The 13,726-nt window shown below is 69.5% G+C and carries 12 protein-coding genes; 3 read left to right on the top strand and 9 right to left on the bottom strand.

Annotated features, from left to right (window positions below; translation table 11 throughout):
* Positions 1-114: 114 nt before the first annotated feature.
* Positions 115-468: a Fe-S protein gene (locus AB0O24_RS06490; RefSeq protein ID WP_275798687.1), complete on the bottom strand. Its 354-nt coding sequence runs from the start codon at positions 466-468 to the stop codon at positions 115-117.
* A gap of 199 nt (positions 469-667) precedes the next feature.
* Between AB0O24_RS06490 and AB0O24_RS06485 the strand changes: the two genes are divergently transcribed.
* Together AB0O24_RS06485 and AB0O24_RS06480 are read left to right on the top strand one after the other, a co-directional pair.
* Positions 668-1,855: a glycosyltransferase gene (locus AB0O24_RS06485; RefSeq protein ID WP_275798688.1), complete on the top strand. Its 1,188-nt coding sequence runs from the start codon at positions 668-670 to the stop codon at positions 1,853-1,855.
* Positions 1,852-3,207 (top strand): O-antigen ligase family protein, encoded by a 1,356-nt coding sequence (locus AB0O24_RS06480; protein ID WP_275798690.1) that lies wholly within the window; start codon positions 1,852-1,854, stop codon positions 3,205-3,207. The genes AB0O24_RS06485 and AB0O24_RS06480 overlap by 4 nt, the downstream gene beginning before the upstream one ends.
* Here AB0O24_RS06480 and AB0O24_RS06475 read toward each other — a convergent pair.
* Positions 3,159-4,007, bottom strand: a complete 849-nt coding sequence (locus AB0O24_RS06475) for a hypothetical protein (RefSeq protein ID WP_275798693.1) — start codon at positions 4,005-4,007, stop codon at positions 3,159-3,161. The genes AB0O24_RS06480 and AB0O24_RS06475 overlap by 49 nt on opposite strands.
* A gap of 121 nt (positions 4,008-4,128) precedes the next feature.
* Here AB0O24_RS06475 and AB0O24_RS06470 point away from each other — a divergent pair, with 121 nt between their 5' ends.
* Positions 4,129-6,777, top strand: coding sequence for an MOP flippase family protein (locus AB0O24_RS06470; protein WP_275798695.1), 2,649 nt, complete (start codon positions 4,129-4,131; stop codon positions 6,775-6,777).
* 9 nt (positions 6,778-6,786) lie between these two features.
* Here AB0O24_RS06470 and AB0O24_RS06465 read toward each other — a convergent pair whose 3' ends face one another.
* The 7 genes from AB0O24_RS06465 to trpS all read right to left on the bottom strand — a co-directional run bounded on the left by AB0O24_RS06465 (position 6,787) and on the right by trpS (position 13,630).
* Entirely contained in the window at positions 6,787-7,731 is a 945-nt protein-coding gene (locus AB0O24_RS06465; RefSeq protein WP_275798697.1) for a hypothetical protein, read from the bottom strand.
* A 137-nt stretch (positions 7,732-7,868) separates the two neighbouring features.
* Positions 7,869-8,342: a 6,7-dimethyl-8-ribityllumazine synthase gene (ribH, locus tag AB0O24_RS06460; RefSeq protein WP_275798699.1), complete on the bottom strand. Its 474-nt coding sequence runs from the start codon at positions 8,340-8,342 to the stop codon at positions 7,869-7,871.
* Positions 8,342-9,610: a GTP cyclohydrolase II gene (gene ribA, locus AB0O24_RS06455; RefSeq protein ID WP_363373457.1), complete on the bottom strand. Its 1,269-nt coding sequence runs from the start codon at positions 9,608-9,610 to the stop codon at positions 8,342-8,344. Before ribA ends, ribH begins: the two co-directional genes overlap by 1 nt.
* Positions 9,607-10,263, bottom strand: a complete 657-nt coding sequence (locus tag AB0O24_RS06450; protein ID WP_275798703.1) for a riboflavin synthase — start codon at positions 10,261-10,263, stop codon at positions 9,607-9,609. Before AB0O24_RS06450 ends, ribA begins: the two co-directional genes overlap by 4 nt.
* Positions 10,263-11,294: a bifunctional diaminohydroxyphosphoribosylaminopyrimidine deaminase/5-amino-6-(5-phosphoribosylamino)uracil reductase RibD gene (gene ribD, locus AB0O24_RS06445; protein WP_363373454.1), complete on the bottom strand. Its 1,032-nt coding sequence runs from the start codon at positions 11,292-11,294 to the stop codon at positions 10,263-10,265. Before ribD ends, AB0O24_RS06450 begins: the two co-directional genes overlap by 1 nt.
* Positions 11,295-11,581: 287 nt before the next feature.
* Positions 11,582-12,445, bottom strand: a complete 864-nt coding sequence (locus AB0O24_RS06440; RefSeq protein WP_275798384.1) for a DNA-formamidopyrimidine glycosylase family protein — start codon at positions 12,443-12,445, stop codon at positions 11,582-11,584.
* A gap of 180 nt (positions 12,446-12,625) precedes the next feature.
* Positions 12,626-13,630, bottom strand: a complete 1,005-nt coding sequence (gene trpS, locus AB0O24_RS06435) for a tryptophan--tRNA ligase (RefSeq protein WP_275798382.1) — start codon at positions 13,628-13,630, stop codon at positions 12,626-12,628.
* Positions 13,631-13,726: the final 96 nt, after the last annotated feature.

Here is a 13,726-nt window from a genome sequence, read left to right as displayed (position 1 = left end):
CGGGACGGATGCCGGGGGTGCTGGCATCCGGGATCGCCGAACAGCACCCGGAGGCGATCCCGGATGGGGACCGCCGACCGTTCAGTCTATGCGCGCGCTGGGAGGGCGGACGCGTCAGCGCCAGAGCACCGCGAGCGCGGCATTCAGCAGGGTCAGGATGCCGACAAGCCAGAACACCGCGGGTGCCAGGTCGGCGCCGCGCTTCTGTCGCGCCGAGCCGATGCCGAGGAGCGCGCCGATCGCGAGGAGGACGACGAGTTTGACGCCGATCTTGGTGTAGTTGAGGTCGTGATCCAGGCCCCACGGGGCCGCCAGGGCCAGACCCGAGACGAGCGCGATCACGAGGGCATAGTTCATCAGCGGCGTCACGCGCACCCGCCGTGCCACGGCCTCGACGACCCACGCGCCGAAGAGGATCGCGAACCCCACGAGGTGGACGAGGACGACGGCGTGACGCAGGATCTCCATACCGGTCAGGGTAGGGATCCCGCGGCTCCGACGCCAGGAAGGCGGGCCTCACCGCGACGTGCGAAGCCGAGCGGCCCCGAGCGCGTGAACTCGGGGCTCGGCTCGGGCGAAAACAGCCGTGAGCCGGAAGGGGCCCGCGCCCCCTGGTGCGACCCTGGACGGCGTGTGCCCTCCCGAGCGCGCGAAGTCGGAGGAAAAGGTGCCCCAGATCGTTTTCGTCTCCGACGACGCCATCCACCCCCTCACGAGCGGCGGTCGGCTCGAGCTGTGGGGTGAGCTCCGCGCATTCGAGCTCGCCGGCGTCACGGTGCACCTCGTGGTCTTTCATCGTGAGCAGATCAGCGACGACGATCGTCGCCGGACGATGGCTCTGGCGGACTCCGTCCAGTTCGTCGCACGGCGCGGGTTCGTCCGCGCGACGTGCCGGCACCCGGCCTCGCCGTACCAGGTGTCGTCCCGGGCGATGCCGCCCACGGTGGTCGATGAGATCGTGGGGGCCTGTGCCGGCTCGGTGGACGCCATCGTCGCCAGCCACGAGTGGACACTCCCCGCTGCTCGCCGCATCTCGTCGGCACTGGGCCGTCCGCCGATCGTGCTGCGCAGCCACAACGACGAGGTCGCGTACTACCGATCGCTCGCGGCACACGCGACCGGTTCCAAGCGGATCTATCTCCGTATCGAGAGCGCGCGAATCCGCAGGGCGCTGCGGCACCAGCAGATGTGGAGGGGCGTCGCGGCGACCGCGGTGATCTCGCCGGCCGACGAGCACGCGTACGCGGGCACGGGCATCCCCGTGTCAGTGGTCCCCCCGACCTTCGACATCGCGCCACGCGCGCGTGCGCGCCCGAAGCCGGGGCGAACGATCGGATTCATCGGCGCGCTCGACTCGTCGCACACGGAGGAGGGGCTTCGGTGGTTCGTGCGGGAGGTCTTCTCCGTGCTCCACGAAGCGGACCCCACGACGCGGCTCGTCGTCGCGGGCCGGCGCGCGAGCCCGGCGCTGACATCACTCCTCCGCTCCGCTGCGGGCGTCGAATTCCTCGGTGAGGTTGGTGAAGCCGCCGAGGTCTACGACCGCGCCCGGGTCTTCGTGAACCCGATCTTCTCCGGGAGCGGCGTCAACATGAAGATCGGTCCGGCCATGGCCCACGGCCTTCCCATCGTCACGACGACCATCGGGGCGCGCGGGTTGTCTTTTCTCCTGCCCGCCCTCCTCGTCGCGGACGACGCGTCGTCGATGCGGGCGGACCTGTCTTCCCTGTTGGGCGATGACGACCGTTGTCAGAAGCTGAGCGCGAGGGGGGTCGCAGCCCTGCGCGCGCACCATCCCGAGACGACTGGGCGTATGCTCCGCGACCTGGTGACGACGCTGCGGGTGGGCGCGTGACCTCGGCGACGGACGCATCCCGGTACCGCCTGCGCATCGCGTCGGGTGCAGCAGGCGCTCTGCCATCGCCCGTTCCGTCGGATGAAGACCGCCGCCGTCGTCGTCAACTCGCCGTGGTCCTCCTTCTCGGCGGGTGGTGGTGCGCCGCCGGTCCGCTCGTCAGCTTGATCATCGCGGGACGCCTGCCGGCCGACCGGCTGTCGACGGGACGTATCGCCGATACGGAACTCGGGGTGCTGGTGCAATCCTGGGGGGCGCCGCTCTGCGTCGCCGGCTGTCTGAGCATCGTCGTGTGGAATCTCGTGAGAGACCCGGCGCGGGCCCGCCCCCTTTGGCCGCTCGCGTCGATGATGCTGCTCTTCGCCGCCATCGCCGTGGCGAACCTGGCCGCATCGGGTGGCGAGCTCCGCTCCGGCTCACGGATCGCCCTCCTCCTCGCTCTCACGATCTGGTCCATTCAGCCCCGCTTGGAAGATCTTCGAGTCCTCGGGTCCGTCGGTCTGGTGATCGTCGCGATCTCGGTTCTGCTGCTGCCGTCCGGGAAGACCTGGATGCCGGCAGCCGATGTCGTGCTCCAAGAGAAGGCGCTCATCGGCACGCAACTGATGGCCGGCCCGTTCGGCCAGAGCAACGTTCTCGGGCTGGCGCTCGGCGTCACCCTGCCGTTCGTTTTCCTGTTCCGCCGCATGTGGGTGCGCCTGGGGGCTTTCGGGCTGCTGACGTTCTTCCTCGTCCTGACGGGAAGCCGGAGCACGCTGATCGGCGTGGCGGGCGCCGCGGTGATCGGGGTCATCGTCGTGTGCGTGCGGGATCGATTCCTGTCCGGCCTCGTGGCCGCCCTCGGCGCGGTCGGTCTCGTCATCGTGTCGTTCTGGGTTCCGCTCGGCACGTCCGACCCGCAGGCATTCACTCAGCGCGGGTCGATCTGGATGATCTCCCGCGCGACCTGGGGGGCGACGACGGAATCGTTCCTGTTCGGACAGGGGCTGGAGTACTACGGAGTCGGAGGCCACTTCGCCGTCTTCGATCACGGCTCTCCGACCTACCACGGTCACAACGAGTTCGTCAGCATCATGACGACCTCGGGGCTGCTTTCCCTGGTCGCGTTCCTGGGCGTCGTCGCGACGGCGTTGTACGGCCTGCTCCGCACGACGGGCCGTGGGCGTCGCACCGGACTCTTCGCGACCGTGACGCTCCTGGGGTGCGGGATCGCTGAGACGCCTCTGCGCATCGACGCGATCGACTCCCTGGGGTGGCTGACCTGGTTCAGCCTCTTCTCGATCGTCGTCGCCGTCTCGAGCACTCACGACGTCGTAGACACCCTCAGCCGTTCGAGGTCGACCTCGCTGTAAGTGCGGCGAACCTGCTCGTCGTTTCCGTCCAGAACGTTCGTCGCCATGAGCGCCGTGCGCTGAGAGCCCGGCACCGCGGGGTGGTGAACGGGAGTGTCGAACACCTGTCGCGGAGAGAATCCACTGCGGACGGTTGCACGATGAAGCCAGAGGTCGTCGCCGCGCGGACACTCGTCGAGGAAGCGCGTCCCGTATCGGCAGGCCTCCTCGAGGACGGCGAACGGGTAGAGGACGCCGCCGACTCCGTTGAGCACCAGTCGGATGTCCGGCCTCGATGTCGTGCTCAATCCCCACGTTCGGTACGGGGCCACGGAGCCGTCGTCGAGGAAGCGCATCACCTCACCGCGATAGCCGATCGTGCTCCGGGGATACTCCCGATGCCGGTCGAGGAGCGTTTCCAGCCACCGGTGCGGATAAAGGACGTCGTCGTCGGCCGTCACCAGGGGCACCTCCGCATCGCGCCACCGCGTCGCGTACGGGTAGTACTTCTTGTGCGCACCGAAGTCGTCGCATCCGTGCACTTCCAGTCCCCTGCGCTGCAGGTCACGGAGCACGCGGGGGATGCCTGCGTCGAGGTCGTCGTGGGCGAGCCACAGGATGAGCCGTCGGGGACGCACGGAGCCTTCGCCGATGGACTCTATCGCCGCGAACACGGTGGCGATCCGATGCCCATAGGAGGTGAGGCTCACCACCGCGGGAGCATCGCCCACCACGGGCCGACGGCGGATCGCCGCTGTGGCGCGCCAACCCGCAATGCGGAGGCGTTTGGCGATGGCCGTGGTGATCTTTCGCGCGTGCACGGGTGGGAACGTAACAGCCGGCGGGAGCCGCCCGGGATACCGCTGTTTCACTGGAGGCATCGTGAAGTGACCGCCCGACCGCGTCCGACGATTCCCCGCTTTTCCGCTCCCGGAGGTCCGAGTGACTGCTTCGCGCGCGACGGCCGCCACGAGTTGGACGGCGGTGTCCGTCTTCTCGACCTCTGCCGCCCAGCTCGCCATGATGCTGGTCCTCGCCCGCATCCTCGATCTCGAGCAGATGGGATTGGTCTCGACCGTTCTGATCTGCTCGTCGTTCCTCGAGATCTTCGTCGGGCTGGGCCTCACGGCCGCGCTCATCCAGCGTCGAAGAGTTACGTCCCGTGAACTCTCGAGCGTCCACTGGGCCAACCTCGCGCTGGCCCTGATCGCGTTCGGCGCCGTCTGGGCCGGATCCGGACCGATCGCGGCACTGTTCGGCGCGCCGGCTGCGGCTCCTCTGGTCGTCGTGACGGCCTTCGCTTTCGTCTTCACCGCGGCGGGTCAGGCGCACCGTGCGGTGCTCGAGAAGCGACTCGACTTCCGACCGCTCGGCATCGCGGACGTGGCTTTCGCTCTCGTGTCGCTCGTCAGCGCCGTGCTTCTCGCGCTCGCCGGGTGGGCGGCGATGAGCGCGGCCGTGGGACTCGTCCTGGGCGCAGCGGCTCGTACGGTCGTCTTCGTCGTCTCGGCGAGACGGGTGGCGCGCATCCGTGCGCACTTCCGCCTCGCCGAGCTCCGCCGGTTCTTGCGCTACGGCGTGTGGCAGTCGGCGGACGGCGTCCTGAACTACATCGGAAACACCCTCGCGACCATCGCGACCGGGCGCTTCGTCAGCACGGCCGCCCTCGGCGGTTTCAACCTGGCTTTCACCCTCGGGGTGAGTCTGGCCGGACGCGTCAGCCCCATCCTCACACGCGTGCTCTTCCCGTACTTCGCGATCATTCAGGACGACAAGACGCGCGTTCGTGACGCCTACCTGAAGATGCTGACGCTGGTCGGCATCCTGAACATCCCCGTGCTGGTCTGCGTCAGCCTGGTGGCGGACGATGCGATGACCGTCGTCTACGGCGAGAAGTGGGCCCCGTTCGGGCCGGTTCTGGCTGTCCTCGCCCTGGCGGGGGCGCTCCGTTCGCTCGGCTATCCGGTCGGCTCCCTCCTCGCGGGCACCGACAATCTCCGTCTCGGGGTCTTCCTCAACGTCGGCCGAACCATCGTCAACGTGCCGTTGATCCTGGGGATGACGCTCGCGTGGGGCGTCGACGGTGCGGCGTGGTCGATGGTCGTCATGGCCGTGGTCAGCTACGTGCTCGGCTACGTGTGTCTCCACCACGTCGTGCCCACCTCGCCAGGCGCCTATCTCCGTGCCAGCGTGACACCGATCGTCCTCTCGTTTCCGCCGGTCGCGGCTGTCCTCGCTGTCGGGTGGCTCACAGAGGTCGCCTCTCCGCTCGTGCGACTCGGTGCGCAGGTGGTCGCCGGTGCATGCGCCTTCGGGCTGGCCGTGCTCCTCAGTCGTGATTCGACGGTGAGCGCGATCGTTCAGTCCGTTCGCGCCAAGGTCGTGCGCGCCCCGGACCTCGACGTCGCCGTCCTGCTCCCCGCTGACGAGCGTTTCGATGGGACCGGCGGGGCGATCGCGTCGTGGGTCCGGAACGCCTATGGTGCGTTTCCCGCCGACACCGCGGTGGGAGTCTTCTGCCCGCGCGGTGACTCCGCGTTCGACGACGGCGCCGTGCGTGTCCGCCTGCCTCTTTTCGACTCTCTCGACGCTCTCATCCGCGTCGCGGCACGCCCCGTGGCGCGTTTGCTCCGCCGCAATCCGGACGGTGTCGTCCGTGTTCTGACGCTGTCCGGCCGTCTCTGGGTGTGGTGGCTCACCCCCGTGCTCCGGCGTTCGACGGTCGTGCACGTGCACAACGAGCCGGCATACGCGGCGGTGCTGCGACGCTCGGGCTACGGAGGCCGAATCGTCCTGCACATGCACAACGATCCCGTCGGTGCGATCCGTCGCACATGCGGCACGTCGTGGCCGCGCGCGACCCTCGACGAAGTGCGATCGGCCGTCGACGCCTGGGTGTTCTGCAGCGAGTACTTGGCGACGCTCGCGCGCCGGGAGTTCAGCATCACCGATGCGGTCGTCGTACCGAACGGCGCCACGGTCTCGCGTGCACAGCCGCTCTGGCACGAGGTGGGCGAGCCGCTCAGGATCGCCTACGCGGGTCGTCTGATCCCTGAGAAGGGGGCGCTGCAGGCTGTCGAAGCGGTGGCTGAACTCGCCCTGCGCCGCAGTGTCGTCTTGGATGTATTCGGGGCGAAGGCGACTGGTGCGGCCGTCGGAGAGTCCCCGTATACGCGGACTCTGCGTTCGCTTGCCGAAAAGGTGCGCGAACGCCACCCCGGTGCCACGGTCAACATCCGTGGATTCGTGCCGCCCGACCTCATGACGGCCGAACTGGCCGAGGCGGACGTGTTCCTCTACCCGTGCCAGTGGGAAGAGCCCTTCGGCATGGTTCTCCTGGATGCCATGACCGTCGGTACACCTGTCGTCTCGGTCGCGCGCGGGGGAATCCCCGAGGTCGTCGGACCGGAGGCGGGCGGTGTGGTGCTTTCACCCCACGCGAGCGCTGTCGAGCTCGCGGATGCCGTCGATCGGATTGCCACCGACCCTCGTTACACCGATCGGCGCCGCGCCGCGCGCCGCGTGGCCGAGGAGCGCTTCGGATGGGATGCCATCGCACGGCGTCTGATCGACGTGCTCGCCATCGGCTGACGACGACGTTCAGCCCAGCGCGGCGAGAAATGCGCGCGTGTCGCGTCGTCGCGTGGACGGAAGGATCCTTCTGATCACGTCCGAGACGTGAGCGGGCGCGGGCTCGGCATCCGGCTGCGTGTCCATCGAGAGGGCGACGCTCGCCCAATCGGTGTCTCCCGCGAGCATCCCCTGTTCGCAGTGCGTGACCTGGATCGGCAGGCGCAGCTCGATGGAGCGCCGACGTCCGCGCGCGAGAAGGAGACAGAGGAGCCGGAACGTCGCGTGCCGGAGGGGGCGCAGTCCCCACGGGCGTGGCCATTTCGGGGTCGGGTGGAACGGAGCGAGGACGTAGGTCAGCCCGGGCTTCGAGACATGGGATCCCAGAGCCCTCCAGGAGAGTTCATCCCAGGCACCGCCGCCGCACGACATCCACAGATGGCGCGTGGCGTCCTCCCGGAATGCCCGGCCGGTCACGGCGAAACTCGAGGTACCCCCCGGGACGTGGGCCCATCCGGGGCGCAACGGGCTGATGGTGCCGTGCTCCGAGGCGAGGGCGTACAGCAATCGGTAGTCGGCGGTGCCATCGACCAGCAGTCGGAGAGCCTCCGGTCGATGGAGGTGGTCGTCTTCGACGAAGTAGACGAGGTCGTCGTCATCGGGCCGAATTCTCGATCGGACGGCGCGGATGACGGGGCGCCACGACTTCGCGGCGGTGCCTCCGCGCACGATGAGGAACCCGTCCGCGCGACGCAGGAGTCGGGGGACGGAACCGGGGAAGGCGAGTCCAGACGAGACGTCGACGGCGACGGTCACTCGGACGTCGATGCCCGTCGCTCGCGCGTGGTCGGCCGCTGCGAACACCGACGCAATACACCGGCCCTTGCTGTACCACGCGGGACGGTTCTTGCGATTCTCACTCGGAGTGGTTCGGAGGATGACATGGAGTACGGGGGCACGGGAGGGGGCGGGCACGGCTCCAGTGTCGCCGTCGGGCACCCCACTTCCCGTGGCCCCGGTCCATCGTCAGGGCGGGTGAGGGAGCGTGCCCCGGCGGTGGGGCTGGAAGGACGGTCCCTGATCCTGTCGAAGAGTCCGCCCCCCACGCGAAATCAGCCGCGCAGCTCCCGCAGGACCAGCGCGGTACGGATCGCCGCGTCCGCGGCCTCTTCGCCCTTGTCTTCCTTCGACCCCTCCAGGCCGGCGCGGTCGAGGCCTTGTTGCTCGTCGTCGAGGGTCAGCACGCCGAAGCCCACGGGCTTGCCCGCGTCGAGCGCGATGCGGGTGAGGCCGTCGGTCGCAGCCGATGAGACGAACTCGAAGTGCGGCGTCCCGCCCCGGATGATCACGCCGAGGGCGACGACGGCATCCGCCCCGCCGTCGAACGCGGCCTTCGCGGCGACCGGCAGCTCGAAGGACCCCGGAACGCGCACGACGCGGTACGTGGCACCCGTGGCATCCAGGACCCTCTTCGCCCCGGCGATCAGGCCGTCGGTGATGACCTCGTGCCAGGTGCCGGCGATGACGACGACGTTCAGGCCCGACGCGTCGACGCCGCCGGTCTCGGGTGCTCCACTACCAGCCATCAGGCGTCCTCTTCCTTCATGTGCGCGAGGGCGTCGCGCAGGTCGTCCTCGGCGATGATGTGACCCATCCGGTCGCGCTTCGTCTCGAGGTACTGGTGGTTGTTCGGGCCGACGCCCACGAGGAGCGGAACCTGCTCGACGACGTCGAGGCCGAAGCCGCGCAGCTGGTTCACCTTGTCGGTGTTGTTCGTCAACAGGCGCACCTGTTCGACACCGAGGTCGGCCAGGATGCCGGCCGCGGCGGCGTAGTCGCGCGCGTCGGCGGGAAGGCCGAGGGCGAGGTTGGCATCCACGGTGTCGAGGCCGCGCTCCTGCAGGTTGTAGGCCCGCAGCTTGTTGATGAGGCCGATGCCGCGCCCCTCGTGGCCGCGCATGTAGATGACGATGCCGCCGTCCTTGTCGATGCGGTCGAGTGCCGCGTCGAGCTGGGGGCCGCATTCGCACTTCAGTGAGCCGAACGCCTCACCGGTCAGGCACTCGGAGTGCACGCGGACGAGTGGGGCCTCCGTGCCCAGCTCACCTGAGACGACCGCGATGTGGTCGGTCCCGGTGACGCGGTCCTTGTACGCGAGGAAGCGGAAGACGCCGTGCGTGGTGGGCACGTTCGACTCGGCGCGCAGGCTCACCCGCCGGCGGGGCGCGGGCGCGGCATCGAGCGGCTCGGTCTCGTTGAGGTAGCCGATGAGCTGCTCGATCGTGATGACCGGGATGCCGTCGCGCTCGCCGAGTTCGAAGAGTCCGGGCAGGCGCATCATGCTGCCGTCTTCGGCGACGACCTCGGCGATGGCGGCGACCGGCTCGAGGCCCGCGAGCTTCATGAGGTCGACCGCCGCCTCGGTGTGGCCGGCCCGCTCGCGGACGCCGCCGTCGACGGCGCGCAGCGGGAGGATGTGGCCGGGGCGGATGACGCTCGTCGGCACCGACTCGGGGTCGGCGAGGACGTTGAGCGTGCGAGCGCGGTCGGCGGCGCTGATGCCGGTCGTCACACCCGACGCGGCGTCGACGCTCACGGTGTACGCGGTGCCGCGCGCGTCCTCGTTGACCGCGACCATGGGCGGCAGGTCGAGGCGGTCCGCCCACTCGGCGGGCATGGGCGCGCAGACGTACCCGCTGGACCAGCGGACGGTCCAGGCCAGGACTTCGGGGGTCGCGAGCGCGGCCGACAGGATGACGTCGCCCTCGTTCTCGCGGTTCTCGTCGTCGGCGACCAGGATCGGCCGTCCGGCGCGCAGGGCCTCCAGGGCCTCGGGGATGGTGGACAGGCTCATGCGGAGCCCCTCTCGGTCGATGCGGCGTCAGCCGCGGGGTTCTCAGATGCACGGAAGGCGAGCATGCGCTGTACGTGGCGCGCGAGGATGTCGGTCTCGAGGTTGACCGGGGTGCCGGCCACCGCTTCGCCGAGGGTTGTCGCGGCGAGCGTCTCGGGGATGAGCGACACCTCGAGCCACTGCTCCGCCTCGTGGGCATCGCTCACGGCGCTCACGGTCAGCGAGACGCCGTCGATCGCGATCGATCCCTTGTCGACGACGAGGGGAGCCAGGTGCTTCGGGATGCCGATGCGCACGACGCTCCACTGCGCGCCCGGACGCACCTCGCGCACCACGCCGGTGCCGTCGATGTGGCCCTGCACGATGTGACCGCCGAGGCGCCCGTGCGCCGCCGTCGCGCGCTCCAGGTTCACGGGGCGACCCGGTGCGACGTCGGCGAGCGTCGACATGTCGAGCGTCTGCTTCATCACGTCGGCGGTGAACCAGTCCTCGCCCTGGTCGACGACGGTGAGGCACACGCCGCTGACCGAGATCGAGTCGCCGTGGCCGGCATCCGAGACCGAGAGGGGAGCGCGCACGGTCACGCGCACGCCGTCGCCCGACGGTTCGACCGCGGTGATGGCGCCCATCTCTTCGACGATTCCGGTGAACATCAGTGATCTCCCTGCGTTCGGGTGGTGGGGTGGGCGACGATCAGCAGATCGTCGCCGAGGTTCTGAACGGATGCCACGACCAGGCGCCGGGCGGCGTCGATGGTGGGGACACCCACGTCGCCCAGGGCGAGGCGCGAGCCGCCGAGCAGCACGGGCGCGACGTAGACCAGCAGCTCGTCGGCGAGGCCGTCGCGGATGAAGGCGCTCGCGAGCGTCGGCCCGCCCTCGACGAAGACGCGCTGGATGCCCTGGCCGGCGAGCTCGGCGAGGACGGTCTGCAGGTCGTGCGTCGCGAAGAACAGGGGCTCTCGCGGATGCCGACGGACGGCGGCATCCGGAGCCGTCTCGCTCTCGCCGATGATGACAGGCACGGGCTGGGCCGCGAGCGGCTTACCGTCTTCATCCCGCGCGGTCAGAGCCGGGTCGTCGGCGCGCACGGTTCCGGTGCCGGCCACGATCGCATCCGCGCCCGCCCGGCGGGAGTGCACGTCGCGACGTGCGTCCGGACCGGTGATCCACTGGCTCGTCCCGTCGTCGGCGGCGGCACGGCCATCGAGGCTCTGCGCCCACTTGACGGTGACGTGCGGGCGACCGGTGCGCTGCAGGGCGACCCAGTCGTGAATCAGTTGCTCCGCGGCGTCCTTCTCGACGCCGCGTTCGACGTCGACACCGGCGGCGCGCAGCCGGTCGGCTCCACCGGAGGCCGCCGCGGTGGGGTCATCGAGAGCGAAGACCACACGGTCGACGCCGGCTTCGATGAGCGCGACGGCGCACGGGCCGGTGCGCCCGGTGTGGTTGCAGGGCTCGAGGGTCACGACCGCCGTCGTGCCGCGGGCCGCGCCGGGCGGGAGCTGCGAGAGGGCGTCGACCTCGGCGTGCGAAGTCCCTGCGCCGCGGTGGTACCCCTCGGCGAGGATCTCGCCGGTCGGGGAGAGGATGACCGCGCCGACCTGCGGGTTGAGCCCGCGCGGGCCGCGCCGGGCGAGCTCCAGCGCTCGCCGCATGGCGTCGATCTCGACGGCGGATGCCATTTCCCTGTCCTTCCCGCGGCGTCGGGGCAGGGCCAGCGGGAAGGCGCGATGCGCCGTCCGTGCTGCCTCCTATCCGGACTAGCGTCGGTTTCCCGTCGCATCACCGTCGGTCCCGGAATTCCACCGGATCGGCCCCACCGCACAGGCGGAGGGGTTCGCGGACTGTCACCGCCGGTTCGGATTCTCACCGACCCCGGAGCACGTTGTTTGCACTTCGAAGTGTAGTCAACGTAGTGTGGCCGGTTTCATTCCCCGACATGGATTGACACGAAGGCGCCGGCCGCGCGCTATTTCAGAAGCCGCGACAGCCGCCGGTCGGCCAGCAGCTTGCCGCCGGTCTGGCACGTCGGGCAGTACTCGAGCGAGTTGTCGGCGAAGAACACGCTGCGCACCTCGTCGCCGCAGACGGGACACGCCTCACCACGTCGTCCGTGCACGCGCATGCCGCGCCTCTTCGCATCCTTCAGCTCCGCCGGCGGTTTGCCGCGCGCTTCGTCGATCGCCTCGGTGAGCGTCTCGACCATCGCGCGGAAGAGCCGGTCGACCTCGTCGTCGGTGAGCGTCGCGGCGAGGGCGTATGGAGACATCTTCGCAGCGTGCAGGATCTCGTCGGAGTACGCGTTGCCGACCCCGGCGATGATCGACTGATCGCGCAGCACGCCCTTGATCTGCGTGCGGCGTCCGGTGAGCAGCGCGCCGAACGCGGCGCGGTCGAAGCCGTCGCTCAGCGGGTCGGGACCGAGCCGCGCGATGCCGGGCACCTCGTCGGGGGTGCGCACCGCATAGACGGCGAGCGACTTCTTCGTGCCGGCCTCGGTGAGGTCGAAGCCCGAGCCGTCGTCGAAGCCGACGCGCAGGGCGATCGGGGTCTTCCCGGGCTTGATGATCGTGGACGGCAACGCGTTGTACCAGCGCAGCCACCCCGCCTTCGCGAGGTGGAAGACCAGGTGCACTCCCGCGTCGGTCGAAACGTCGACGAACTTGCCGTGCCGGTCGACGGCGGTGACGGCCGAGCCCACCAGAGCCGTCAAAGGCGGGTCGTAGGTCTTCAGCGCATTGATCGCCGACACGGTTGCCTTCGACACGTGCAGCCCCGTGACACGGCCGCGCAGGAACCCCACGAGCCCCTCGACCTCAGGCATCTCCGGCATGCGCCCATGCTGCCATGGGTCTCCGACATCGTCACGACCCTTGCGTCGGTGCGCTGCGTCTCGGTTCGTCGAGGCAGGGGGCGCTGGATTCGGAGATGCGTCGCGGATTCGGACGACGGTGAGCCCTGGCATCCGGATCTGCTGCCCGTTTCCGAATCCGCTGCGCGGCAGACCTCTCGTTCAGCCTCGGCGCAGGAGCCCGATGCGGTCGTAGACGTCGGCGAGGGTCTTCTCGGCGACGGATGCCGCCCGCTCGGCGTTCGTCGCGAGCACGCGGTCGAGCTCGGCGGGGTCGGCGAGGAGCTCGAGCGCACGCTCGCGCACCGGCTCGAACTCGTTCACCACGACCTCGGCGAGACCCTTCTTGAAGTCGCCGTAACCACGGCCCGCGTACTCGTCCTCGATCGCGGTGATGTCGCGGCCGGTGAGGGCGGAGTAGATCACGAGGAGGTTGGAGACACCCGGCTTCTCGTCGCGGTCGAAGCGCACGGACCCCTCCGAGTCGGTGACCGCCCGCATGATCTTCTTCGCGCTGACCTTCGGCTCGTCGAGCATCCACAGCACGCCGGCGTCGGACTCGGCCGACTTCGACATCTTGGAGGTGGGGTTCTGCAGGTCGTAGATGCGGGCCGTTTCGCGCTGGATCATCGGCTTCGGCATCGTGAAGGTCTCGCCGAAGCTCTTGTTGAAACGTTCGGCGAGGTCGCGGGTGAGTTCGATGTGCTGCTTCTGGTCGTCGCCGACCGGCACGACGTCGGTCTGGTACAGCAGGATGTCGGCGGCCATGAGGACCGGGTACGTGAAGAGGCCGACGTTGGTGGCATCCGCTCCGTAGCGTGCCGACTTGTCCTTGAACTGCGTCATGCGCCCGGCCTCGCCGAACCCGGTCATGGTCGAGAGCACCCACTGCAGCTCCGCGTGCGCGGGGACGTGCGACTGGACGTAGAGCGTCGAGCGCGACGGCTCGATGCCCGCGGCGATGTACTGAGCGGCCGTGCGGCGGGTCTTTTCGCGACGCTCGGCGGGGTCGCCCGGCTGCGTGAGGGCGTGCAGGTCGACGACCGAGAAGAAGGCGTCGTACTCGTCCTGAAGCTGACGCCACTGCAGCAGCGCACCGATGTAGTTGCCGATCTGAAGGCTGTCGGCGGAGGGCTGCATTCCGGAGTAGAGGCGCTGCTGAGTCACCCCTCGATCCTAGGCGTCGGGCACGCCGCGCCCGGACCCTGCGGTGAGCATCGTGGCGAGGGCCGCAGCACCGCGCGCAAGACTCCGCCCCCGTGC

The sequence above is a fragment of the Microbacterium sp. NPDC086615 genome (assembly GCF_040686055.1).
GTDB lineage: Bacteria > Actinomycetota > Actinomycetes > Actinomycetales > Microbacteriaceae > Microbacterium.
Note: the sequence above shows the minus strand (reverse complement) of the source record. Positions and strands in the feature narration are given on the sequence as shown.

What these genes read in the sequence shown, in the direction of transcription:
- ribA (WP_363373457.1), bottom strand. Translation starts at nt 9,610, where the DNA reads ATGAGCCTGTCCACCATCCCCGAGGCCCTGGAGGCCCTGCGCGCCGGA.
- ribH (WP_275798699.1), bottom strand. Translation starts at nt 8,342, where the DNA reads ATGGCTGGTAGTGGAGCACCCGAGACCGGCGGCGTCGACGCGTCGGGC.
- AB0O24_RS06440 (WP_275798384.1), bottom strand. Translation starts at nt 12,445, where the DNA reads ATGCCGGAGATGCCTGAGGTCGAGGGGCTCGTGGGGTTCCTGCGCGGC.
- ribD (WP_363373454.1), bottom strand. Translation starts at nt 11,294, where the DNA reads ATGGCATCCGCCGTCGAGATCGACGCCATGCGGCGAGCGCTGGAGCTC.
- AB0O24_RS06450 (WP_275798703.1), bottom strand. Translation starts at nt 10,263, where the DNA reads ATGTTCACCGGAATCGTCGAAGAGATGGGCGCCATCACCGCGGTCGAA.
- AB0O24_RS06490 (WP_275798687.1), bottom strand. Translation starts at nt 468, where the DNA reads ATGGAGATCCTGCGTCACGCCGTCGTCCTCGTCCACCTCGTGGGGTTC.